At 66.3% G+C, this 24,307-nt stretch carries 22 protein-coding genes; 8 read left to right on the plus strand and 14 right to left on the minus strand.

Features of this window, described 5'->3' with window-relative positions; all coding sequences use genetic code 11:
• Positions 1–130: 130 nt before the first annotated feature.
• The 5 genes from rbfA to A3OK_RS0112785 all read left to right on the plus strand — a co-directional run bounded on the left by rbfA (position 131) and on the right by A3OK_RS0112785 (position 4,530).
• Positions 131–562 carry a 30S ribosome-binding factor RbfA gene (gene rbfA, locus A3OK_RS0112765; protein ID WP_019905268.1) on the plus strand — a complete coding sequence of 144 codons (432 nt, stop codon included), beginning with the start codon at positions 131–133 and terminating at the stop codon, positions 560–562.
• Between the two features lie 132 nt (positions 563–694).
• Entirely contained in the window at positions 695–1,723 is a 1,029-nt protein-coding gene (gene truB, locus A3OK_RS0112770; protein WP_019905269.1) for a tRNA pseudouridine(55) synthase TruB, read from the plus strand.
• A gap of 97 nt (positions 1,724–1,820) precedes the next feature.
• A complete protein-coding gene (locus tag A3OK_RS0112775) occupies positions 1,821–3,371 on the plus strand; it encodes a TadE/TadG family type IV pilus assembly protein (RefSeq protein ID WP_019905270.1) in 1,551 nt (516 codons plus the stop codon).
• The gene (locus A3OK_RS0112780; RefSeq protein WP_019905271.1) at positions 3,368–3,952 is read left to right on the plus strand and encodes a TadE/TadG family type IV pilus assembly protein; all 585 of its coding nucleotides are present in this window, start codon (positions 3,368–3,370) and stop codon (positions 3,950–3,952) included. The genes A3OK_RS0112775 and A3OK_RS0112780 overlap by 4 nt, the downstream gene beginning before the upstream one ends.
• On the plus strand, positions 3,937–4,530 hold the full coding sequence (locus A3OK_RS0112785; RefSeq protein ID WP_245259352.1) for a TadE/TadG family type IV pilus assembly protein: 594 nt from the start codon (positions 3,937–3,939) through the stop codon (positions 4,528–4,530). Before A3OK_RS0112780 ends, A3OK_RS0112785 begins: the two co-directional genes overlap by 16 nt.
• A gap of 83 nt (positions 4,531–4,613) precedes the next feature.
• On the opposite strand, the gene A3OK_RS0112790 is transcribed toward A3OK_RS0112785, so the two are convergent.
• The 3 genes from A3OK_RS0112790 to A3OK_RS0112800 all read right to left on the minus strand — a co-directional run bounded on the left by A3OK_RS0112790 (position 4,614) and on the right by A3OK_RS0112800 (position 8,850).
• The gene (locus A3OK_RS0112790; RefSeq protein ID WP_019905273.1) at positions 4,614–5,783 is read right to left on the minus strand and encodes a M20 aminoacylase family protein; all 1,170 of its coding nucleotides are present in this window, start codon (positions 5,781–5,783) and stop codon (positions 4,614–4,616) included.
• Between the two features lie 143 nt (positions 5,784–5,926).
• Complete coding sequence (gene cueR, locus A3OK_RS0112795) at positions 5,927–6,373, minus strand: Cu(I)-responsive transcriptional regulator (RefSeq protein WP_019905274.1); 447 nt, start codon at positions 6,371–6,373, stop codon at positions 5,927–5,929.
• The gene (locus A3OK_RS0112800) at positions 6,370–8,850 is read right to left on the minus strand and encodes a heavy metal translocating P-type ATPase (protein ID WP_019905275.1); all 2,481 of its coding nucleotides are present in this window, start codon (positions 8,848–8,850) and stop codon (positions 6,370–6,372) included. Before A3OK_RS0112800 ends, cueR begins: the two co-directional genes overlap by 4 nt.
• A gap of 108 nt (positions 8,851–8,958) precedes the next feature.
• On the opposite strand from A3OK_RS0112800, the gene A3OK_RS0112805 reads away from it, so the two are divergent.
• A complete protein-coding gene (locus A3OK_RS0112805) occupies positions 8,959–9,213 on the plus strand; it encodes a hypothetical protein (RefSeq protein WP_155912016.1) in 255 nt (84 codons plus the stop codon).
• A 10-nt stretch (positions 9,214–9,223) separates the two neighbouring features.
• Here A3OK_RS0112805 and A3OK_RS0112810 read toward each other — a convergent pair whose 3' ends face one another.
• The 11 genes from A3OK_RS0112810 to A3OK_RS0112860 form a co-directional block, all read right to left on the minus strand.
• Complete coding sequence (locus tag A3OK_RS0112810) at positions 9,224–10,441, minus strand: ATP-binding protein (RefSeq protein ID WP_245259429.1); 1,218 nt, start codon at positions 10,439–10,441, stop codon at positions 9,224–9,226.
• A gap of 87 nt (positions 10,442–10,528) precedes the next feature.
• Entirely contained in the window at positions 10,529–11,587 is a 1,059-nt protein-coding gene (locus A3OK_RS0112815) for a lysylphosphatidylglycerol synthase domain-containing protein (RefSeq protein WP_026597220.1), read from the minus strand.
• Positions 11,588–11,712: 125 nt separating this feature from the next.
• Positions 11,713–12,369 carry a uracil-DNA glycosylase gene (locus tag A3OK_RS0112820; protein ID WP_019905279.1) on the minus strand — a complete coding sequence of 219 codons (657 nt, stop codon included), beginning with the start codon at positions 12,367–12,369 and terminating at the stop codon, positions 11,713–11,715.
• On the minus strand, positions 12,353–13,126 hold the full coding sequence (locus A3OK_RS0112825; protein ID WP_019905280.1) for a PIG-L family deacetylase: 774 nt from the start codon (positions 13,124–13,126) through the stop codon (positions 12,353–12,355). The genes A3OK_RS0112820 and A3OK_RS0112825 overlap by 17 nt, the downstream gene beginning before the upstream one ends.
• Positions 13,127–13,128: 2 nt before the next feature.
• Positions 13,129–14,352, minus strand: a complete 1,224-nt coding sequence (locus A3OK_RS0112830; protein WP_019905281.1) for a glycosyltransferase family 4 protein — start codon at positions 14,350–14,352, stop codon at positions 13,129–13,131.
• Positions 14,349–15,194 (minus strand): sugar phosphate isomerase/epimerase family protein, encoded by an 846-nt coding sequence (locus tag A3OK_RS0112835; protein WP_019905282.1) that lies wholly within the window; start codon positions 15,192–15,194, stop codon positions 14,349–14,351. Before A3OK_RS0112835 ends, A3OK_RS0112830 begins: the two co-directional genes overlap by 4 nt.
• A complete protein-coding gene (locus A3OK_RS0112840) occupies positions 15,191–16,777 on the minus strand; it encodes a YcaO-like family protein (RefSeq protein WP_019905283.1) in 1,587 nt (528 codons plus the stop codon). The genes A3OK_RS0112835 and A3OK_RS0112840 overlap by 4 nt, the downstream gene beginning before the upstream one ends.
• 162 nt (positions 16,778–16,939) lie before the next feature.
• Positions 16,940–17,989, minus strand: coding sequence for a Gfo/Idh/MocA family oxidoreductase (locus tag A3OK_RS0112845; protein WP_019905284.1), 1,050 nt, complete (start codon positions 17,987–17,989; stop codon positions 16,940–16,942).
• A complete protein-coding gene (locus A3OK_RS0112850; RefSeq protein ID WP_019905285.1) occupies positions 17,989–19,173 on the minus strand; it encodes a methyltransferase domain-containing protein in 1,185 nt (394 codons plus the stop codon). The genes A3OK_RS0112845 and A3OK_RS0112850 overlap by 1 nt, the downstream gene beginning before the upstream one ends.
• 31 nt (positions 19,174–19,204) lie before the next feature.
• The gene (locus tag A3OK_RS0112855) at positions 19,205–20,101 is read right to left on the minus strand and encodes a hypothetical protein (RefSeq protein WP_019905286.1); all 897 of its coding nucleotides are present in this window, start codon (positions 20,099–20,101) and stop codon (positions 19,205–19,207) included.
• A 23-nt stretch (positions 20,102–20,124) separates the two neighbouring features.
• Positions 20,125–21,318, minus strand: a complete 1,194-nt coding sequence (locus tag A3OK_RS0112860) for an inositol-3-phosphate synthase (protein ID WP_019905287.1) — start codon at positions 21,316–21,318, stop codon at positions 20,125–20,127.
• Positions 21,319–21,634: 316 nt separating this feature from the next.
• Between A3OK_RS0112860 and A3OK_RS0112865 the strand changes: the two genes are divergently transcribed.
• A complete protein-coding gene (locus A3OK_RS0112865; RefSeq protein WP_019905288.1) occupies positions 21,635–22,816 on the plus strand; it encodes a transglycosylase SLT domain-containing protein in 1,182 nt (393 codons plus the stop codon).
• 636 nt (positions 22,817–23,452) lie between these two features.
• The gene (locus tag A3OK_RS0112870; RefSeq protein WP_019905289.1) at positions 23,453–24,274 is read left to right on the plus strand and encodes an oxidoreductase; all 822 of its coding nucleotides are present in this window, start codon (positions 23,453–23,455) and stop codon (positions 24,272–24,274) included.
• The last annotated feature ends 33 nt before the right edge of the window (positions 24,275–24,307 follow it).

A 24,307-nucleotide genomic window follows, 5' to 3' on the forward strand; every position in this document is an offset into this window, starting at 1 on the left:
CTGACGAACCCGGCGGCTGCAGCGCGCGCTGCAGCCGCCGTTTTGTTTTGAAGACGGCCGGCACGTCGGTGCGCCCCCACGAGGCGGGTGCTCCTCCTCCAGGCGATCCCGGATCCGAGACCAAGCGATCATGGCTCAGAAACCCAATTCCAGCGGCCCTACGCAGCGTCAGCAGCGCGTGGCCGAACTCATCCGCCACGCCATCGCGGAAGTGCTTCAACGTGGCGATATCCAGGACCCCGTCCTGAATTCGCACGTGATCACCGTTCCGGAAGTGCGGATGTCCCCCGATCTCAAGATCGCCACGGCCTACATCATGCCGCTCGGCGGGCTTGACGAGAAACCGGTCATCGCGGCTCTCGAACGCAACAAGAAGGCGCTGCGACAGGAAGTGGCTCGGCGCGTGAATCTGAAATTCGCCCCCGATCTTCGCTTCCTTCGTGACGAGACGTTCGACGAGGCGGATCGGATCGATGCTCTTCTCAGGACCGACAAGGTCCGGCGCGATCTCGAATCGCAGCCTCAGGATACGAACGATCAAGACGGCGGCCGGGAGAGCTAGCCCTCGCTTCGACATTCTTCGGACCCGACGGGCCCGATCCCTGCGTTACCCCCATCACGAACCGACCCCGGCGTTACCAGGATCGTCCGGCCGCACGGCCGTCCCCTTCGTCTCGCCGCCAACGAGGACACCATGATCAACGATCCGACGATCGAGCGTTCCGACGTCGCCGCTCCGCCGCCCCAGCGCACCGGCGAGGACAGGCCTTCGCAGGGGCGTCGCCAGCAGCGTGGTGGCCAGGCATCCGATCGGCCGAAGCGTCGGGACGTCAACGGCTGGGTCATCCTCGACAAGGGCGTCGGCATGACCTCGACCCATGCGGTCGCGGTGGTGAAGCGTGCTTTCAACGCCAAGAAGGCGGGCCATGCCGGAACGCTCGATCCGTTGGCTTCCGGCATCCTGCCGATCGCTCTCGGCGAGGCGACCAAGACCGTTCCCTTCGTCATGGACGGGCGCAAGGCCTACATCTTCACCGTGACCTGGGGCATCGAGACCGACACCGACGATGCGGAAGGCCGCCCGGTCGCGACGAGTGAATCCCGGCCGGATCGCGCCCTCGTCGAGGCCGCTCTCCCCGCCTTCATCGGCGCAATCGAACAAGTTCCGCCGCGCTACTCGGCGATCAAGATCGCCGGTGAGCGGGCCTACGACCTCGCTCGGGACGGCGAAGTGGTGGAACTCGTGGCGCGTCCGGTCCAGATCGACCACCTGGCGGTCGTCGAGCATACGCCCGATCGGACCGTCATCTCGGCCGAGTGCGGCAAGGGCACCTATGTCCGCGCCATTGCCCGCGATCTCGGACGGGTGCTCGGCTGCTTCGGCCACGTCTCGGCCCTGCGCCGCACACGCGTCGGCCCCTTCGCCGAGGCCGATTCCTGCGTCGTCGCCGTCCTCGAGGAAGGCGGCCCCGACGGCAACGGCGCTCATCTCCAGCCGGTCGAGACGGCCCTCGATGCGGTCCCCTCGGTGCCGGTGTCCCGCGATATGGCCCTGCGCCTCATGCGCGGCCAGTCCGTTCTGTTGCGGGGGCAAGACGCGCCGATGGAAGGCAAGGCCTTCGCCACCTGCGGCGGGATTCTCGTGGCGGTTGGCGATGTCGAACGCGGCGAACTCGTTCCTCACCGGGTATTCCACCTCGGCGGAACCGCTCGATCTGCGTAAGATGTCGTCAGCGATGTTTTACCAAACCAGGGCTCAGGGCACCCGTGCCCTGTCGGGTTTAGGTATCCGTTAGACAGTTCGTCATACGCCTCTAGACATGTCGAGCGATGTCGAACCTCCACCCTCGAATCTTCTGAAGCGCTTCCGCAAGGATTCCGGCGGCGCGGTCGCCCTCTTGTTCGGCCTGTTGTCGATTCCCCTCCTCGTCCTCGCGGGGCTGGCGATCGATTACGGTGTGAATTCAATGGCCCAGCAGGGCTTCCAGGACGCCTCCGACTCCACCGTCCTGTCCCTGCTCAAGCTCGCGACGTCCACGACGGATGCCGACCTGCAGACAAAGGCCGACAGGCAGATCAGGGCGGCGGTTCCGAAACTCATTGACGCGGACACCAAGATCACCGTCACGCGCGTCGAGAACACGATCACGGTGGCCGTCACCGGCAAGACTCCGACGAGTCTCTCCAAGATCGTCGGCTACAATGCCTTTCCGCTTTCCGTGACCAGCGTCGGCACCCGTGGATCGGGGAACCTCGAAATCGCTCTCGTCCTCGACAATACCGGCTCGATGAGCGGAGCGAAGATCACCAACCTGAAATCGGCTGCCAACGATCTCGTCACGGCGCTGTTCAAGGAGGTCGATCCGGCCAAGCCGAATGCTCTCAAAATCGGAATCGTCCCGTTCTCGATGACGGTCAATGTCGGCCCGGGCAACTCCAAGCAGGACTGGCTCGATAAGGACGCAAAGGCCTCGTACCATTCGCAGATCTTCGTCTCGGCCGCCAACCGCCTGACCCTGTTCGGGAAGATGGGCATCGCCTGGGGCGGATGTGTCGAGAGTCGTCCTTATCCCTACGACGTTCAGGATACCGCTCCGTCCATCGCCACGCCGGATACGCTGTTCGTGCCGTATTTCGCGCCCGACGAGTCGGACGGTGACGATTATGCCGTCAACGACTACATGAACGATTATGCGAGCCAGAACTCTGGATCGAGCGCCAATCGTACAAGACAGGGGCAGATCAACAAGTACTCGACCAACTCTTTCAAGGTCTCGAAGACGAACCGCCCCAACGGCTCGCTTAGTTATCTGTACGGCCCCAATTCCGGCTGCGATCTGCAGCCGATCACCCATCTCACCACGTCTCAATCGACCCTGACCAGCGCCATCAACGCGATGACCGTCATCGGCGATACCAACATCGCCATGGGGCTCGTCTGGGGTTGGCACCTCCTGTCGCCGAATGGACCCTTCGCCGAGGGTGTCGCCTACAATAACAAGGACACGCGCAAGTTCGTCGTCCTCATGACCGACGGGCAGAACACCTCGGCGCAGACCTACTCGTCAAACCAATCCTTCTATTCCGGCATCGGCTACATTTGGCAGAACCGGATCGGGACCACCTCGTTCGATGCTGCGACACGGACCAACGCCATCGATACGCGGCTTTCCACGCTGTGCTCCAACATGAAGAATGCCGGCATCACGATCTTCACCGTCCGCGTCGAGGTGACCGACGGCACCAGCGACATCCTTCGCAACTGCGCCACCAGCACCGACAAATTCTACGACGTCCAGAATTCGGCGACGTTGACCGACGCCTTCAAGGCCATCGGAGCGCAGATCAGCGAATTGCGGATCTCCCGATGACCATCAGATCGGGCGCAGGCCTGTTGACGGCTCGCCTACGCAAACTCTCGGCGGACCGTCGCGGCGCGACGGCCGTCGAGTTCGGGCTGGTGGGCCTTCCCTTCGTCCTGCTCGTCGGAGCGATGCTGGAAGCCTTCATGTTCACCATCGCCCAGACCTCCTTCGACAACGCCCTCGATCGCGCCGGTCGGGCGGTGTTCACGGGGACGTTTCAGCAGGGCGCAGACAGCACGGACCCGGCGGCCCGGCTCATCAAGGAAATGTGCAAGGACGCGACCTACTTCAATTGCAGTGCCGACAAGATCAAGATCGAGGTCACCGCCGCAGGCATGGATGACGAACCCGTCGCCTGCTCGCCCTACGACGCCACCAGCCAGACGATCTCCAGCAGTTTCGGCAAGAAGTTCCAATGTCCAAATGGCGACGACATCGTCAGCATCTGCGCCACGGCGGCCATACCGCGGTACTTTCCGACGTCGAAACTGACCCTGCCGCCATTGCCGAACAACGAGCAGATGATCCGCTCGATGGTCGTCTTTCGCGCCGAACCGTACGCGCAGGGCAAATGTCAGTCCAACTGATGCAGGTCGCGGCCCACCTTCGACGCCTCATCGCCGAGCGTTCCGGTGTGTCGGCGGTCGAATTCGCGCTCGTCGCGCCGGTGATGATCCTGCTCTTCATGGGGACGGTCGAACTGCCGCGCGCCTACACGACGGGGCAGCATGCGCATCGCGCCGCCCGTTCGATGGCGGACCTGATCTCTCGACGGACCTTGACCACTCAGGAAGTCGACGGCGTCTACAAGACCGGGCGGAGCATCGTGGCTCCCTACGATGCCACCGATGCCAAGATCATTCTGACCTCCGCCGGTGTCTATCTGCAGAGGGACGGCTCGTTCAAGGCCAAGGTCTGTTCCAGCAACGCGGTCAACGCCGTGAAATACGTGGCGTCGACCGACCTCGGGGCGCCGCCCCCGTCGGAGGCGGTCGACAAGGCCCGCTACGTCATCGCCAAACTGACGATCGAGTACAAACCCATCTTCAACATCCTTCCCGCGCTGAACGCGTTCTCGTTCGAGAGGGAAGTGACCTGGCCCATCCGGGCGACGAACGGCAAGGAGATCATCCTTCCCGGCGGCGTCGGCTGCCCGGCGACCTGAGGGGCGCGGCGTATGATGATGCGATGCCCCCATGTTCCAATGGAGAACGGGAGGAAGCCGGTCGTCAGCGAGCGTGCGGCCGCTCAGCGAACCGGCAATGCCGTCTCGATCACCCGTGCCCAGAGCGAAGCGCCGTAGGGGATCGCGGCATCGTTGAAATCGTAATGCGGGTGGTGAAGTCCGGCACTCGGGCCATTGCCGAGGAAGATGTAGGCGCCAGGCCGGTGGGCCAGCATGTAGGAGAAATCCTCCGCCGCCATCATCGGCGCCACGTCGCGCGCGACCCGTTCGTCGCCGACGATCCCGGCCGCGACATCGGCGATGAAATCCGCTTCGGCCGGGTGGTTCTCCGTCACCGGGTATCCGCCGCTGTAATCGACGCGGGCAATGGCACCGAAGGCCGCAGCGGTGTTCGTCACGATGGCGCCGATGCGCTCCTGCATGGTGGCGCGGACCTGCTTCGAGAGGGCGCGCATGGTGCCGCGCATCGTCACCTGCTGGGGTAGCACGTTGAAGGCGTCGCCGGCCTCCAGGGCACAGACCGACACCACCGCGCTCTCGAGGGGATCGATACCGCGCGCCACCACCGACTGGAGCGCAATGACGATGTGGCTCGCCACGAGCACGCTGTCGATGGCGAGATGCGGTTGCGCCGCGTGACCACCGCGCCCCTCGATGGTGATGGTGAAGCGATCGGTGGAGGCCATGATCGGGCCGGGACGGATCGCGAAGCGACCGAGCTCCAGCCCGGGAACGTTGTGCAGGCCGTAGACCGCCTCGACGCCGAAGCGCTCCATCATCCCGTCGCGCACCATCGCCTCTCCGCCGCCGCCGCCCTCCTCTGCCGGCTGGAAGATCATCACCGCCGTCCCATCGAAATCGCGGGTCTCGGCCAGGTACTTGGCGGCACCGAGTAGCATGGCGGTATGGCCGTCATGGCCGCAGGCATGCATCTTTCCCGGCACGGTGGAGCGGTAGGCGAGGTCGCGCACTTCCTGGATCGGCAGCGCGTCCATGTCGGCGCGCAGGCCGACGGCGCGGTTGGAACCGTGCGAGCGCCCGCGAATGAGTCCGACGACCCCCGTCCGGCCGATCCCGGTGGCGACCTCGTCGCAGCCGAATTCCCGCAGCTTGTCCGCGACGAAACCGGCGGTGCGATGGACGTCGTATTGGAGTTCCGGATGGGCGTGGAGGTCGTGCCGCCAAGCGGTGATCTCGTCCGCCAGGGCTGCGATCCGGTCGACGATGGGCATGGTTTCGAGTCTTTCGCGGGCCTTGGCTCATCGTGGTTCGAGCCGCTCGATCATAGCCCATCTCAGCAAAGGCGAGGCCATTTAGATCGATTTCAAACGGCACGGCCGGCGGATCATGTGCAGAACGTGTCGGAGGGTCGCGATCAAGACAGCGGCGTCGCCCGCTTTGAGCGTCGTGCAATCGGCACGCGGTCGGCGGCGAGGTCGTCGAGAATCGGACAATCCGGCCTGGAATCGCCGCTGCAATGGTCCGCGAGGGTCGTCAGGGTGCGGGCCATGGCCTCCAGTTCGGCGATGCGGAGGCGCAGATCCCCGACATGCTGCAGGGCCATCGCCTTTACCTGAGCGCTGGCACGTCCGCGATCCTGCCAGAGCGCGAGGAGGCCGGCGATGTCCTCCACGGAGAAGCCGAGATCGCGCGCGCGGCGCACGAAGCGCAGGGTGTGCAGATCCTCTTCGCCATAGACGCGATAGCCCGCTTCCGTCCTGCGCGCCGGTGGCAGCAGGCCGGTCTCTTCGTAGTAACGGATCATCTTGGCCGAGACCCCGGTGGCCCTGGCCGCCTCGCCGATGGTGACGGAGCCGTTCATGCATCCGCCCCTGCCCGGCGGAGGCGGAGGGCGTTGGCGAGCACGAACACACTCGAGAGCGCCATCGCGCCGGCCGCCAGGATCGGCGACAGCGACGGCCCGCCGACGACGTGGAGCAGGCCCGCCGCCACGGGGATGAGAGCGACGTTATAGGCGAAGGCCCAGAACAGGTTCTGCGCGATGTTGCGCATCACCGCGCGCGACAGGCCGATGGCGGAGACGATGCCGGACAAGGCGCCGGACATCAGCACGACGTCGGCGCTCTCGACGGCGATATCCGTGCCGGTCCCGATGGCGAGGCCGATCTCCGCCTCGGCGAGGGCCGGCGCATCGTTGATGCCGTCCCCGACGAAGGCGACAGGACCAAAGCGTGCGCGCAATGCCTTCACCGCCTCGACCTTGCCACCGGGAAGAACCTCGGCGGCGATCTCGGCGATGCCGAGCCGGGCCGCCACGGCGGAGGCCACGCCCTGGGCATCGCCCGTCACCATGGCGACGACGAGACCCTGCTCCCTCAATGCGGACACGGCTTCGGCCGCGCCCGGCTTGATCGGGTCCGATACGGCGACGAGGCCTGCAAGCCGGCCGTCGATGGCGATGTGGAGCGGGCTCTTGCCTTCTGCCTCCATGCGGTCCGCCGCCTCGGCGAGATCGGTGACGGCGATTCCCAGCTTCTGCATGTGCCGCCGTGCGCCGACACCGATCGACTGTCCTCCGATCTCTCCCTCGATACCGTAGCCCGGCACCGCCTCGAAGCGGTCGGGCGAAAGGAGGGTGAGGCCGCGCTCCCGCGCCGCCTCGACGATGCTGCGCGCGATCGGATGCTCCGACCGCGATTCGAGAGACGCGGCAAGCCGCAGCACAGCATCCGCCTCGAAGCCCTGTGCAGCAACGAGATCGGTCAGGGCGGGCCTGCCCTCGGTCAGGGTCCCGGTCTTGTCGAAAGCGACGACCTTCGCGTCACGCAGGGCCTGCAGGGCGGTCCCATTGCGGAACAGCACGCCGAGTCTCGCCGCCCGCCCGGTGCCCACCATGATCGATGTCGGCGTCGCCAGCCCCATGGCGCAGGGGCAGGCGATGATGAGGACGGCGATGGCGTTGACGAGGGCGAAGCCGAGGGCCGGGCTCGGACCGAGCGCGAGCCATCCGACGAAGGTCACGACCGACGCGGCGATGACGGCCGGGACGAACCAGCCGGTCACCCGGTCGACGAGCGCCTGGATCGGCAGTTTGGCGCCCTGCGCCGCCTGGACCATCGCCACGATCTGCGCCAGCACCGTCCGCGCGCCAATCGTGTCGACGCGCAGATCGAGGCTGCCGTTTGTGTTCAGCGTGCCGCCGACCGTGCGGTCGCCTTCGCCTTTCTCCACCGGCACCGCCTCACCGGTGACCATGCTTTCATCGACGAAGCTCCTGCCCGCCACGACTATTCCGTCGGCAGCGATGCGCTCGCCGGGGCGGACACGGACGATGTCGCCGATCCGCAGGGAAGCCAGGGCGACGTTGTCCTCCGCTCCGTCGCGGACGACCCGCGCCGTCGTCGGCGCGAGCCCGACGAGCCGGGCGATGGCCGCTCCGGTGCGCCCCTTGGCGCGCGCCTCCAGGGTTCGGCCGAGCAGGATCAGGGTGATGATGAGAACGGAGGCCTCGAAGTAGAGATGCGCCGTTCCAGGCGGCAACGCCCACGGGGCGAGGATCGAGACCAGGGAATAGGAATAGGCGGCCCCCGCCCCGAGGGCGACGAGAGCGTTCATGTCGGGATGGCCCCTGAACAGGGCCGGGATTCCCTGGCGGAAGAAACGTCGTCCGGGCCAGGCCAGGACGAGGGTCGCCAGGACGGCCTGGACCAGGGCGGCCTGTGCCATGCCGAGTTGGGCATGGACGAGATCGCCGAAGCCGGGGATGAGGTGAGCCCCCATGTCGAGGATCACGATCGGCGCCGACAGAGAGGCAGCGACGATGACGTCGCTCCGAAGACCGGACGCTTCGCGCTCCTGGCGGTCGGCCTGCGCCTCGCTCACTCCATTCTCGATGGGAGATGCCTCATAGCCGGCGGCACGGACGGCCTCGACGAGGCCTGCCGGATCGACCGTGCCCTCCGCATGCCGCACGGTCGCTCGCCCGGTCGCGAGGTTGACGTTCGCCGACGTGATACCCTGGACGGCACCGAGCGCGCGCTCGACTCGGCCGACGCAGGAGGCACAGGACAATCCGGTGACGGACAATTCCGTCACGGCCTCGGGCACGTCATAGCCGGCCCCGGCGATCGCCGCGACGACGTTCGCGGGATCGCCGTCCAGAATCAGGTCGGCACGCCCTGTTGCGAGGTTGACCGCGACGTCGGACGCACCGGGCAGCGCGGCGAGGGCGCGCTCGACGCGGCCGACGCAGGAGGCGCAGCTCATGCCGACGACCGGGATGCTGAGACGACGCCCCATGCCGGGACGCCGGTTGGGAGAGGAGAGAGCGATGTTCATACACCGCTATGTGGGGCTTCCCATGGTGGGAAGGTCAAGGCTGCGACGCATGGCTCATCGCGTCACGCGCGCATGGCGTCCGACGCGTTTCCGCGTCATATGGAGGCGATGATACAGCCCCTCGACACCTGCATGCGAACCTTGAGCGCGCTGATCACCTCCGACATCCCGGCGGGGGAGGCTGCGGCGAACGCCTGTATCGAGACCTATCTCGCGACGTTTCCGGGTCTGCCGAAGCAGGTCGCGGCTTTGAGCATGCTCGATCACGCCGTCGACCAGCGCCTGAGCCCTTCGCCGTTCCTGCCCGTGCTCAAGGGGATCATCGAAGCTCAGTACAAGCGCCTCGGCACCAGCCGGAACTAACCGGACCGCGTCAGGCGCTTGGGGCCACGTCGTTGTTCGGCCGATGTTCCGGCAACAACGCGCGGACGATGGTGCCCCGGTCGGGCTCGCTCTCGATGACGAGCTTGCCGCGGTGACGGTTGACGATGTGCTTGACGATGGCGAGCCCGAGGCCGGTTCCGCCCTGCTGGCGGCTCGATGCCACGTCGACCCGGTAGAACCGCTCGGTCAGCCGGGGAATATGCTCCGGAGCGATGCCCGGCCCCTCGTCCCGCACGCTGAGGGCGATCTGCGGCTTTCCGGATGCCGACCGGATGCTGCGCTCCAGGCCGACGACGACGATGCCGCCGCTGCCACCGTATTTCACCGCATTCTCCACGAGATTCTCGACCACGCGGACGAGTTCGTCGCGCTCGCCGAGAACCGGATAGGATGCATCCGGCGCGTCGAGGGTGATGTTGACGCCGCGCTCGCGAGCCAGCGGCCCCTGCATGTCCACCATTTGCCGCGCGATCTGTCCGAGATCGACGATCTGCGTCGGCGGCACATGCTCGCGTAGTTCTATCCGGGAGAGAGAGAGCAGGTCGTCGATGAGGCGCGTCATGCGCTGCGCCTGCGCCTTCATGATGCCCAGGAACTTTTCCCGGGCCGGCGCATCGCCCCTGGCCGGCCCCTGCAGGGTCTCGATGAAACCGAGCAGAGAGGCCAGCGGCGTGCGCAGCTCGTGGCTGGCATTGGCGACGAAATCGACCCGCATTGCTTCGAGGCGGCGGGCTGCCGTGAGATCGCGCAGGAACAGGACGACGTTGGGCTGCCCGCCCCCCGGTCCGTCCGGCATCGGCAGCGCGCCGATCTGGACCTCGAACGCCCGCTCGGTGGGAACCCGCGTGGTGTAGAGCGTCTTCAGCGCCGCGCCGGTACGCAGCACCTCCTCGATCCCGTCGAGCACGTCCGGCGTCCTGAGAGCGAAGGAGAGCGGGTGCTTGAGTTTCAGTGCGGGCAGCAGCGTGCGAGCGGCGGGATTGACCTCGATCACCACGCTGCGCCGGTCCACCAGGATCACCGGATCGGGAATGTTGGCGAGGAGCGCCTCGGCGATGGAATGGCGCTCGCGGGTGGTCGCCTCGGGCAATGCGACCATGCGCGGCCGGCTCAGGCTGCCGACGAGACCGCCGGCAATCATCGCCCCCGCGCCCGCCGCGATGGTCAGGACGTCGAGATCGCCTCTCACGCCGGCGACCGAGATCATGGAAGCAGCGGCGAAACCGGCGCCGGTCCAGGCCGATCTGCGCGCACCGCGGGCCATCGCCTAACGCTCCGTGGCCTGAACCATCCGTCAGGAACCGCTGGACGCGGATGGCGAGGGCCGGCGCAGGCGCCGGACGATTTCATAGACCCCGAGCATCGCCAGGGCGACGATGAAGGGCACGAGGTAGTAGCAGACCCGGAACAGCAGCAGCGAGCCGAGAACCTGGTCCCGCGGCAGGCTCGACAGAGCGAGGAGGATGGTGGCCTCGAACACCCCGAGACCTCCCGGCGCGTTGGAGGCGATACCGAGCATCGCCGCCAGCACGTAGACGCCGACGAAGGTGGTGAAACCGATGGTCGTGCCGGCCGGCAGCAGGACATAGAGCGTGGCCGCGGCCGCGCAGACGTCGCCGATGCCGACTACCATCTGGCTCATGGACACCGTGGCGCCGGGCAGTTCCAGCGACCAGCCCTTGACCCTGACATGGCGGCGCTTGAGCGAGACCCAGCCGAGATAGCCGAACACCATGAGCAGGGCGGCGAACCCCACGCCCTGGTTCAGGCGGATACTGGTGAAGGTGAGTGCAGCCAATTGCCCGGCCTCGACCACGAGACTGAGGCCGAGGACCACGCCCATGCCGAGCCAGAAGGTGAAGCCGGCAATGACCGTCAGAGCCGCGATCTTGGCCGCGCTGAGGCCCTTCTTCGAGTAGATCCAATAGCGGATCGTCCCCGCCGTCAGGAGCGGGAAGCCCAGGGTGAAACTGACGGCGTAGCTGGTGAAAGAGGCGAGCGCCGTCGTCCTGTAGGGGACTTTGATCTTGAGCTGGCGCAGGGCGAGCGCGTCGTAACAGGTGAGGAAGAGGTAGCTCACGCCGACGAACAGGAAGGCGAGACCGAGCTGTTCGCCCGTGGCCGCCGTCAGCGCCGCGTGCAGTTCGGCCCACGTCACCTGCTGCGAGAGCTTCCACAGCACGCCGAGCGACACGGCGAAAATGACGATGCTGGCGGCGGTGCCGAGCCAAGTGTAGCGGTTCTTGTAGGAACGCTTGGGCGCGGGCGGCGCGCCATCCTCGACTTCAGCCGTCGTCACGGCGTCGGCCGCCTTCGATTCGGCCGGCCGCTGATGCTCTCCCACAAAGTTCATGTCGTCGGCGTCCGCCTCCGCCGGTCTTCCCGCTCGACCTCGACGGCGGCGTGGAATGGGACCGAGCTTTTGCCGGACCTCGGCCCGTGCCCCGGCATTTAGGGTCTTTGTGTCCGGAAGGCCAGTCATCCGCCCTCTTGAGTTGGTGACGGCCGTGGCCGGAGCAGGATCGCGGACGCCTCGTACAGGCCCGCGCGGATCCGTTCGGCGACCGCCGGGGACGTACAGACATAGGTCGGGCTCGGATGCGGAACGGCGATGACCGGCATCTCCGGCCGCAGGTGCCGGAGCGGTTCGCGCGACAGGCCGGCGACACGACCGGCGAGGACGACGACGTCGAGCGACGGAAGCAGCTCGATCAACGGGGCGAGATAGGCGGCGGCCGTCGCGATCTCGGCCTTCCGCGGGGCTCGGTTGAGGGCACCGGGCGCGTGGATGACCCAGGGGACCGCGTTCCAGATGAGGCTGTGGCGCCGGGCAATCCCTGACTCCGCCAAGAACCGGAACAGGTTGGCGGCGGTCCCGGTGGGGTTGTCGCGCGAGACGAAACCGGTGCGGCCGATGCTGGGGCCCGGCGTCTCCAGCAACAGGAGCAGCCGTGCCTCGGTCCCGCCATCGAGCGGATCGGGCTCCGGTACATCCGACGATCGCTCTTTCGCGATCCTCCGCGCCAGCCTGCGCAGAGGATGAAGGCGCTCCGCCTCGAGAAGGGAGCGGCGACGTGCGACCTGCTCCGGATCGGCGAGGCTCTTCGGCCGGTCCGGATCAGGGTCGGGAAGCATGATCCTCGAACACGGCTGCCGCTTCGCCAGGAAGCACGCCGGAGAGGCGGAATCGCTCAGACCGTGCCTCGTCGGCGAGACGGCGCATCAAGCCATCGACGCCGCCGAACTGGTATCCGAGTTGGGTCCCATAGGCGGCGCAAGCTCGCCCCTTCCGTGCCTCGGCGCTCACGGAATAGTGAATCGCACGCTCGGGCAGAGCTGCGAAATCGGACCCGAAAGGCTCCTTTGGCTCAGCGTGCCGGACCGTGTACGGGAAATCCCGCCACCACAGGATGGGAGCGTCCATCCGCACGCTGCCGAGGGCCCGGACCAACTGGACGTGGTCGACATGGCCTCCCACAGCCTGAGGGGCGAGGACGAGATCCGGCGCGACGTCGCGGACGAGCTGCGAGATCGCATCCGAGAGGGCGGCGACGATGGCATCGTCATCGCGCGGACCGGCGAACAATTCCTTGGGCGAGCTGTAGCCGCGATGCGGCGCTTCCCGGAACGGCAGATGCAGGGGCGGCGCGATGCCGAGAGCGTCCGCCGCCCGGCGATCCTCCTCTCGCCGAAGGGCCATGTAGTCGATCTCGGGTCCCAATCCCTTGTCGGTCTGGCAGGCCAGGGCGAAGCCCTTCGGATCGGGGACGGAGGCGGTGAAGATCGTCGCCATCACCACCCGCCAGCCGGAATCGGCCAGGGTCGCGAGGGTGCCGCCGCAGGAAAAGGCGGCATCGTCGAGATGAGGCGAAAGCGCGAGGGCGACGGGCATGGTCAGAGAAGGTGCGGCTCTGCGCGGAACCGGCAGTTCGGATCATGTGGCAGGGTGTCGGCGAAATCCGTCCTTGGCCGCTCGCCGACCACCTCCGCATAGATCTCCATGATCTGGCGACCGACGGCATTCCAGGAATAGACGCGGCGGCATTCCTCCAGGCCATCGTGTGCGAGCTGTCGGCGCAGCCGCTCGTCCTCGATGACGCGCTGAAGCGCATCCGCCAGAGCGGGAACATCGCCGGGATGGACCAGGAGACCGTTCTCGCCGTCGCGCAGGCAGTCGGACACGCCGACCGCATGGGTCGAGACCACGGCCAAACCCGCCGCCATGGCCTCCAGGATGGTGTTGGAGAACCCCTCCGCATAGGTCGGCGACACGAAAACGTCCGCCTGCCGGTAGAGGTCGGGCACGGTGTGATACTCGGCGTAGCCGGTGAAGCGGATCGAGGCCTCTGAGAAATTCAGCTCGGCCGCGCGAGCCTTCGAGGAATCCACGTCAGGCCCGATGCCGGAAATCACCGCCTCGAAGGGCGTGCCGCGCGCGCGCAGCAGGCCGAGGGCGTCGATGAAGTCGAGCACGCCTTTCCGGCGATCGACGCGGCCGTGATAGAACAGCCTGACCGGCCCTTCGTGCCCGGCAGGACCGGGAGTAAATCGCGTCGTGTCCACCGCGCCCGGCACGATGGTGAAGCGATCGGGGTCCGAGCCCAGCCGGTCGCAGACCTCGCCCACGAAGGAGCGCCCGCCGATGAGAAGCGCATTGGCATGGGCCAGGACCTCGCACATCGCCACGCGATGGGTCTCACAGCAGGAACCGACCCAATGGCCATCGCCGCCCTGGATCGAGACGACGTTCGGAATGCCGAGCCGCTTCGAGGCGAGGAGCGTCGCCCAACCAGTCGGGTAGCCGTATTGCGCATGCAGCAGATCGAAAGGGCGCCTGTCGTGCTCGGCGACGATGGTGTCGACCATCGTTTCGATATCGCGCTCGAAATCTCCGCTCGCCTGCTCGCCCAGCTGCTCGAGGCCGACGACGCGCACGCCCGGGACCGCGGGAGGAGGGCCGCCGCCATAGACGCGGGTGCCGAATTCATCGCCCCGGTACTGGCTGATCATCGTCACGTCGTGGCCGGCATCGACGAGTTCGCGCAGCAGGTTCTGCGCGTAGACGCTCATGCCGGAAATCGCCGGGAAGTAGCGGCGGCTGACGAAGCAGATCCTCACGCGCTCACCCCGGCCTTGTGGTTGCGGCAGGTCCGAAGATAGTCGAGCGATGTCGGCACCATCACGTCGGCCCGGTGGCTCTCGCGGGAGAGCTCGACGCAGACGAGACGCTGGAAGCCTATGGCGTCGAGGGCGTCGAGCACGCCGGCGACATCCATGTCGCCTTCGCCGAAGGGCAGATGGATGTGCTCGCCCCGCGCCATGTCCTCGATCGCCACGGTGCCGATGCTGTCGGCGAATTCCGTCACCGCCTGCGCCGGTTCACGCTCGCCGGTGACGAGGCAATGGCCGGTATCGAGAGCAAGCCGCAGCCCTTCGATCTTCAAGGCGGCGAAGTCGTCGAGGGTCTCGATCAGCATGCCGGGTTCCGGCTCCAGACACGCGACGACACCGTGCTCGCGGGCATAGGCGACGATCTCGGCGACGCCGTCGGCGAGCCAGAGCCGAGCCTCGTCGCGATCGATCCCGGGTTTCGGCACGCCCGCCCAGAACGAGACCGCCTCGGAATGCAGGATGACGGCGATGTCCACCGCCCGTTTCAGGAAGCCGATGCGCCGGGCACGCCCCGAGGCGTCGCCGCTCACGAGCGTCGGCTCGTGCTTGGCCTTCGGATCGAGGAGGAAGCGGGCGCCCGTCTCGATGACGCTGCCGAGACCGAGCCGCTGCAACCGGCTCGACACGCGCTGAGTCTCCTGGACCCAATTCTCCGCGAAGGGATCGAGATGGTGGATGTCGAGGGTCAGGGCCACGCCCTGGTAGCCGGCATCCGCGATGAGATCGATCGCGTCGTCCAGGCGGTGGTTGGCGGTGCCGTTGGTGTTGTAGGCGAAGCGAAGACTCATGCCGCCCTCCCCTGCTGCTCGAGACGGAACGGCGCATGATGCGATTCCGGCTCGCGGTAGAGCGGGTAATGCCGTCCGACGATGTCGTCCGCCAGCGCCACGTCGAAAAGCGGCTGGCCGCCGAGACGGTCCAGGGCCTCGGGCGTGAGGCGCACCGGCAGCTTCGTCTCGCTCGCCTCACCGAACGAGATCAGCGGGTGATCACGTTCGATCAGTTTGGCGGCGTTGCGCTCACCAATGCGGTGATAGCTCATCGTCTCGACTTCCAGCCCCGGCACGATAGCCTTGACCACGCCGACGCTTCCACCCGGCGGCGAGCACTCGATGTAGAGAACGTCGAAACCGGCCCCTTCGAGGCGCTCGCGGGCGATACGTCCGCGGGCATGGCCATCGGGAGCCGCGGTGGTCGGCAAATCCGAGAAGGCCTTGGTGCTGCGCTCAGAATAGACCGTCTCCTGAAGGACGTCACGTAGGCCTTCCGGGGGCAGGACGATCCATTCGAGCATCGCCTTGAGAGCGCGGCTCTCTTCCAGATCGAGGCTCGGCAGGGCCTTTTGGATGAAGGCGTTGACGTAGCCCGGCGGGGTCACCCGCTCGGCGAAGCTCAGCGGACCGTGGCCGAAGGCCTTGCGGACACGTGCGGCCTGGAATTCGAGGAGCGCCTTTCGCATGGCCCGCTCGCGGTCCGGGTCGCAGGCCTCTCCGCAGGCGGAAAGGGCCACGGGGACCGGTGCGTCGGCGGGGTTCCGGTCGTAGCCGACCACGTAGATGTTGGTCAGGCCGAACTGGTCGGTGGCGAATTTCGGCAGCGCTCTGATGCCGAGTCCGTCGAGGCGATCCAGCATCGCCCGGTTCTCGGGGCCGATCCCGTCGAGATCGAGCATCACGCCCTGGTCGAGGGCCCGGAACAGCAGGCCGTTGCCATCGCGCTGGAGCAGTTCGAGCAGGCCGTGGCCGAGGGCGAAATCCACGTCCGGCCCGGCACCGAGGCCGTTGGTGATGAGGTTGGTGAAAGGCTTGTAGCCCTCCGACAGCTCGAAGTAATCGGTGGCCGCGATGTCGAGGGGCATCAGCACGGTCTCGCCGGTGCGCGCGCGGATGCTCGGTGTCCATTCGAGCACCGTATCGCGGTCGACCGGGGAGCCGGCGGGCAGGCACAGGGTCAGAGGATCCGCGACCGAACCGGCACCGAAGACCTTCGCGAGATCATGATACGTGCCCCGCTCCTTCTTGCGCGGCATCACCGCGAGCGAGGGCATCAGGTTCTCGGCGATCTCCGCCACTGCGCCGATCAGCGCCTCATCGTCGGTGGCGCCGTAGCCGATGCCGCTCGGCATGGCTCCGACGAAGAACGGGTCGTCGAGGAACAGCGAGACGAACCAGACCGGGATGCCTGTTCGGTCGAGGGGCGCGAGCGGAAAGCCGACGATGCGGCCCTTCGGTAGGATGTCGAGATAGGCGCGGACCGGCTCGGGCAGCGAAGAGGGCAGGCCCTCGACGATCCGTGCGCCACCGTGGCTGTAGGCGCGCGGCGCCTTGATGCGCGGATCGCGAGCCCTGGCGTCCTGGTCGTGTTCGTTCATGTCCGTCAACTTCCCGGTTGCTCCCGCCGAACGTCCCTACCCTGAGGTACCGCGTCAGCGGCTTCGAGGAAGGCCTCAAGACCCCGCCCGCGCACTGGACGTCTCCTTCGACGCCGCCACGAATGGCGACATCACGGAGTCGGACAGCGGGAAGGACGTCCCCTATGGACGAAGTCCTGTTCTCGAAATCGGCGGCGGCTCGCCACCGCCCGATCCGCATTCATAAGCCCGCGCCAGAAGGCGCATCGTATGCAGGTCGCGCTCGGCACTGTACGCGTCGCGCTCACCAGGGCGACGCAAGGCCGAGCCGAAGGCGCGGACCTGCTCGAGGAAGGGCGAGGCCTCCGCGTCGAAGGGAATCGCCTCGACCTGCCCGCTGGCACCATCGGTGACAGTGAGGGTGCCGCCGGCCACCTGTCCCATCGTGTCAATGGCGGTGAGCGCGCCCTTGGTCCCGATCACTTCGAGGCGGCGGCGCGGCAGCGCATCCGGGCAATTATAGGCGACATGGAGGTTGGCGAGGATGCCGGAGGCGGTGCGGCCGATGAGGAGCGCGCCGTCATCGACCGCGTAATTCTGAGCCCTCGCCTGGGTCAGCGCAGCGATGTCCGCGATGGATTCATCGAGCAGGAAATCCACGAGGTCGATGCCGTGGGGCGCGAGATCCATGAGAGCGCCGCCGCCGGCCTTCACCGGATCGATGCGCCAATTGTCCTGGCCGACAAACGAAGCCCAGGCCCGGTCGAGCCAGCAGGCATAGACGATGCGGATGGTGGTCACCGCGCCGATGCGGCCCTGCCGGATCGCCTCGCGCATGGCCCGGTGAGCCGGGTGATGGCGCTGGTCGAAAGCGGTGCCGTAGAAGATGCCGCCATGCCGGACCGCCGCGACCATGGCTTCGGCGTCGAGGAGCGATGCCGCCATCGGCTTCTCGCAGAGAACGGCCTTGCCCGACGTAGCCAGGGCCTCGACCGCCTCGCGATGAAGGTGATTGGGAGTCGCCACGTAGACCGCTTCGACCTCGGGCTCAGCGAGCAATCCGGCGAGATCCGGAAAGGCCCGCGCGCCTTCCGCCTCGGCGGCCGCGCGGGAGGCTTCACCGGGGTCGGACACGGCGACCAGCCGATGTCCCGCCGCGCGGATGCCCGGTGCCATGTAATCGCGTGCGACCCAGCCGTAGCCGACGATGCCCCAACCGATGGAGTCGCTCATCACCAGCGCTCCGGCAGGTCGACGAACTCGCGGCGACGGACGCGATCCTCGTGCGGGGATTGATCGCCGCCAACCCAGTCCAGGGTCTCGGGGCCTTCCGAATGCAACGGATAGGTCACTCGGGGCGCGTATTCGGCCTCGTAGCGTTCCGACGGCCAGGTGACGGCATAGCCGCCCGCCGGATCGGGCTCATAGAGAGGGTTGAGCCGAAGGGCCGTCCCCTCATTCGGCCATGTCAGCCCATCGAGGATGGCACGCGGCGCCGGCCGCATCCCAGCGCCGGCCACCACCGAGAAAGCCTCGACATGGCGCAGATCCGTCGGGCGCTGCGGCGAGGGAGCGCGTCTCTCCACGAGGGCGCGGGTGAGTTCGTCGTCGTCATAGACGAGGCCATCCGGAAACAGCTCCTCGATCTCATCCGCCGAGACGGCGCGACCGGCCGAGAAGCCCGGCCGTTCGGCGTTGTGGATGTGGCTGAGAACGAGCCAGCCATCGTCGCCGGCATTGTGGCGCAGGCATTCGAGCACGCCCGGCTTGTCGTCGAGGAAGTAGAACGCGTCGTTGCACACCACGAGATCCACAGGGGCGCCGGGGATCGGCCAATGCGGCGATCCGGCATCGAAACAGACGAGCTGAGCCTTGTCGCCGACGACCCAGTGCCGCGCGACCCAGAGCTTGGCAAAGACAACATCGGCCCCGGCCACCTTGACGCCCCGCGCCTGCATCTCACGCAAATAGTGTCCGATGCCGCAGGCGAATTCGAAGACGCAGACCGGATCGTTCCAATGCGCCTCGAGAAGCGTCAGGCCGGCGAGGAAGGTGGGATCGGTCCATCGATGCAGGAAATAATCTCCGACCCGGCCCCAACCGAGCAATCGCACGGCGTCCCTGAGACTCGCCTTGTCGCGGTCCCGCACGAGGCCATGGAGATCGAGCGGGTCGGCCGGCGGGCCGGTCCACCATTCGTCCTGGTCGCCAAGCAATCCCTCCAACGCGAGATCGGTCCGACCGTCGTCGAGCAGGGCGAGCGTCGCCGCCACCAATTCGTCTCGGCCAGTTCGGAGATAGGGAATCCCATCGATCACGGGCCAGCGCGCATGGGTCACGACATCGCGCAAGGAGTGCGGCGTGTCGGATTTGAGCGGATGTCCAGATTCCGGGGAGAGGAGTTCGAATGGGATCATGAGATGCCTCCCATCCTGCCGCAGGGGACCGTCACGGGATTCGCATATCCCTGAGGACTCGGTCGTGAAACCCCTTTACCGGGCCCGCATGGACCAGCTCCATCTCGTCGAGCACCGTCTCCATAGTCAGCGAGGCTGCCCGAAGGTGCTGGGCGATCTGCAGGACACGGTCGATGCAATCGGCGGCATGGAAGGTGCGACCCTCTGCCGTGGCATCGTCGGGTAGCACCGCTCGCGCACGCTCGACGCTGTCACGCAACGGCGCGTCCAACTCATCGAGCGCCCATTGCGTCGTACGCGCCATGATCGGACCGAGATGGCCGCCAAGCAGCATTTCACCGGTAAAGCCGGCATCCGGCATCGCCGCATTATGGAAGTGGTGGCTCATCGCTGCGAGGAAGACGAGAGCCGGATCAGCTCGGTAGAACGGACTGAGGACGACGCCGTATACCGCCACCATCAGGCAATGTTCGGAATGGTTCTCGGGCGGCTCAAGGAGGATGCGCGCCTTGCCGGGACAGGTCACGCCCGCCCGAGGCTGGTGGTTCAGCGCTGCGACAAAAGCGGGCAGGTGACCGGGAAGCACGGCCTCGCCATGGCGAAGCGCCTCGGCGAGGCGCGCCTTCAGCTCCGGATCGACCGCAGAGGCAACGGCATCGAGCCCGGCGGTGAGAACGTCGCCGATCTCGGCTTCGCCAAGGCCGGTCGATGCGAGGAAGGCCGCGTCGAGATCGCACAGCCGGGATGCCGCGAGGGCCTTGGCGGTGATGTCGAACGCCACCGTTTCCGGATCCGCGCCCCCGGTCAGCGCCGACCAACCCTGCGCAAACAGCCGCTCAGCGATGGAGCCGATGCGGCCGGCCGAATGCACGCGTTTGAGGTCGTTGAGTTCGACGAACAAATCGCGCAACGCGAAGGGGGCGGCCATGCCGCCCCCCGTATCGGACGTGGTCATTGCCGCACGCCGAGCCAATCGAGCAGCATGTGCTGCTGCTTGCCGAAATCGTGCTCTGGGCCGTGGCCGTTCGCGACCATCGGCGCCTTGAAGAACGAGGACAACTGCTCTTGCGGGCCGCTCTCGCCGCGCTTCTTGGCGAGGTCGAGCACGCGGGCGATCTCGATCACCAGCGGGGCGGCCAGGATGGAATCCTTGCAGAGAAAGTTGACCTTGATCTGCATGCGCTGGCCGAGGAAGCCGGTGACGTCGATGTTGTCCCAGGCTTCCTTGTCGTCGCCGCGGGGCCGGTAGTAGTGGATGTGGACCAGATGGTCCTCGACCGGATAACCGAGGATCGAATCCAGCACCGTACCCTTGGTGTTGAGCTTCGACTGCAGCGAATCCTTGTCGTTGAGGGCGAGACCGTCACGGTTGCCGAGGATGTTGGTCGAGAACCAACCGTCCACATGCAGGGCGCGGGCCTTGAGCGCCGGTGCTAGCACCGTCTTCATCATGGTCTGGCCGGTCTTGCCGTCCTTGCCGGCGAGCGGCACGCCCATCTCGCGGGCGAGTTCGAGCAGGGCCGGCACGTCGGCAGCGACACTCGGCGTGAAGTTGGCATAGGGCACGCCGCTCTGGATCGCCGCATAGGCGTAGAGCATCGCGGGGCTGATCGATTCATCGCTCGCATCGAGACCCTTCTCGAAAGCGTCCCGGGAGTTCAGGGCCGGCGCATCGAGGTCGGGCCAGCGCTCGGTGGAGGCGAGATTGATCACGACGACGTCGTCGAGATTGCTCTCAAGACGGAAGCGACGGAGGTCGTTGGCGATGACCGACACCGCCTCGCGGTGATCGGCGGCGACGATGCGGTTCGCACCTTCGATGTTCTTGCAGAACTTGGCGCTACCCACCGCCGGCCAAGGCTTGATGCCCTTCAGCACCTGGGCGCCATTTTCGATATCCTGCTTGGTCAGCACGCCGTGGCCGGTCGCGGCGGAGGCGAGGTCATCGTCGTTCAAGTCCCACCCACCGAAGACGAGGTCCTTGTAATCGGCCAATCCTGCGACCGAGAGGCCGGCAAGAGGCAATCCGTCGAGGCGGTTCGATCCGGATTTGATCATCTCGATGCCGGCGATGGCGGTGGTGGCGACGGCGCCACCCATACCGACGAAGGCAACGCCGACACGGCGACCGGTCTGCATGCTCATTGGGATAAGGCTTCCTTCAGTGGGCCTGTTCAGGCGTTGTCTCCGGCCCGCGAGAGCCGACCTTTCAGGCCCATCCTAACTGGTCTCCGGACGATCCGTTCCAACCCCGGCCAGGACGCCTTTTTGACGCGGTTGGGCTGAACCGGGACCGAACGTTTCGTTAAAATATCGTTAAATCATAGCCTTAACCGTTCCTTAAGCGTGCCACGCTTGAATCACGGAGCTGTCCCAATGTGGTCACAGCTCCCGGCGAGATGTCCTCTCGCTGAACTGATCGAAGCCGCGTCCTAGAACGCCGCGGCACGAACAAGGAACAATGATGGGGCTTTTCCCGGAGCCGGCGCTCTGCGCCGACGACGTGCGCCGTCTCGTGCCCAACGAGACCCTCGACGATGCGGAGATGGTCGCCTGGCTTCAGCCCGGCACCGTGCGCCGCACAGGACGCGCTCGCGGAAAGACATCGATAAAGAATATACTTGCGAAGATCGCGATCGGCCTGCTTCTCGGGTCCGGGCTTCCGCAGAATGCCTTGGCACCGGCCGCGACCGCCCATGACCGTATCGACGAACGGGCGTTCGTCGCCAACGATCTGACCTCCGCGACTGTCGATAAACCCTCCGATTGGGAAGGAGTTCCCCTCCTCGATCAAGAACCTGCGACGGCGAGCCTGATCGAAAACGACCTCGCGTCACTTCCGCAGGGTCGCGACGGCACCGGCCGCGACATCCTCCGCTTCGGCGATATGACCGTGCCGCGTGACATCGTCGAGACGATCCTGAAGGCCTCCACCGAAACCGGCGTCGATCCGGTCTACATGATGGCGCTCGCCGACAAGGAATCGAGCTTCTCGACGACTGTGAAGGCCGCGACATCGTCGGCGGAAGGCCTGTTCCAGTTCCTGTCCGCCACGTGGCTTGAACTGATCAGGACCTACGGCGCCCGCTATGGGCTCGAGACCGAAGCCAATGCGATCACCGGGCGCGGCAGCGCCATCACGATTCAGGATGACGCCACGCGCAGCCGCGTGCTGCGCCTCCGGCAGGACCCCTATGTCGCGGCCCTCATGGCCGGCGAACTGATCAAGCGCGACCGTGCCCGCATCGAGCAGCGCATCGGCCGCGAACTGAAGACCTCGGAACTCTATCTCGCCCATTTCCTCGGCACGTCGAGCGCCGGAAAGTTCCTGGCGCTGAACAGCGACAACCCGGACAAGGTCGCCAAGCAGGCATTCCGTGCCGCCGCCCGCGCCAACCGCAGCCTGTTCACCGAGAAGGCCGGCAAGCATCGCCGCAGCCTAACCGTGGCGGAAGTCCGCGAGCGTCTCGGCGACATGATCGACCGCCGGCTCGATCAGTACGAAGGCGTGACCGCCCTGGTCTCACCCGAGCCGAAGACCGAGGTGTCGACGTCGGAGATCGGCCCCGCCTCGGAGCCGCGCCCGATGGAAATCGCGGCCAAGCGCGTCCACGTGACCGAGGCGCTCGCACCGGCCGAGTGAGCGCCCGGCAATGGACTCTCGGCGGGACCTCAGCTCCCGCGAGCCTGGTGTCGGATGCATCTTCCGATTCGACGTTTCATCGATCGTGGCGGCGAAACCGGCCCGGACGTTAGATTGCCGCGCCGCTTCGCCGACTTGAGCGGGCACGATGCAGACTGACCGTTGATTCGACGATCGTCGCTCGATGGAAGAGACACTCCACGCATCGGACGCGTTTTTTGGCTTTGGCTTCTGTTGTCAAGCACCGGCTGCAGGCTAGTACAAAGTCATCCGGGCCAAAGCTTCGGTTTTTAGCGAGAATATCTTCAGCTATCGCTACCGATTTGGCTGAGCATAAGCCGTAAAGCAGCAAGTCTTTCTCTAATAATCCTATGTTCGGCCGACAGGGTCATTGTCGTTCGGCCAGAATTCGTCATTTTCGCGGGTGACTCATCCTGCGGCTCCGTTGAGATTGGAGTTTTGGCGCCCACGTGTCGTTCATTCTGACGTCACCCTGCGCTGAGCCAAAAAATTCGCCTTGACATTGATGATGGCGATCATAATTCATGCGCGATGATGATGGGTGTCATCAAAAACGCGGATCCCGCGATCTGACCCTGGCGAAGACGATGGCAGGGTAGAAGGCAAGGCGAAGACATGGCCAAAGCAAGTACGCAGCAGAAGACCGCGTTTCTCACGGGAGCCTCCAGCGGCATCGGCAAGGCGGCAGCCTTAGCGCTGGCGCAGGCAGGCTTCCGGGTGATCGGCACGAGCCGCAAGGCGGCGCCCGGTGAGATTCGCGACGGCATCCGACTGATCGCCTGCGATGTCACGTCCGACGCCTCCGTCGCCGCGGCCGTCGCGCAAGCGCATGCCGAGCTCGGCCGCATCGATCTCCTGGTCAACAATGCCGGGTTCGGTATCTCGGGCGCGGCCGAGGAAAGCTCGATCGATCAGGTCCGGGCCCTCTTCGACACCAACGTCCTAGGCGTCGTCCGGGTGACCAATGCGGTTCTCCCGATCATGCGCCGCCAGGGCAGCGGCCGCATTCTCAACGTCGGCTCGGGACTCGGCGTGATCCCGGCGCCGTTCAACACCCATTATTCAGCGACGAAACATGCGCTGGAAGGCTATTCCGAGTCCCTGGACCATGAGGTTCGGGGGTTTGGCGTGCGGGTCCTGGTGATCGAGCCGGGAGCGACCAGCACCGCGTTCGAGGCCAGCACCGTTGCCGCCGATGCGCCGCTGACCGATTATGCCACGCTCCGCGCGAGATACGATGTGGCCTATACGAAGGCCATGAAGACGGCCGACACGCCGCAAAGCGTGGCCGAGACCATTGTGCGCGCGGCGGGCGACACCACACCGCGCCTGCGATACGCCTCCGGCAAAGCCGTGCGACAAGGTTCGTTTGCCCGTCGGTTTCTTCCGCGGTCGCTCTTCGACAAGGTGCTGCACGCCCAATTCGGGCTGGCCTAAGCCGCCCCGTTCCAGGGTGAAATCAGCTCGGCC

The sequence above is a fragment of the Methylobacterium sp. 77 genome, assembly GCF_000372825.1.
Lineage (GTDB): Bacteria > Pseudomonadota > Alphaproteobacteria > Rhizobiales > Beijerinckiaceae > Methylobacterium.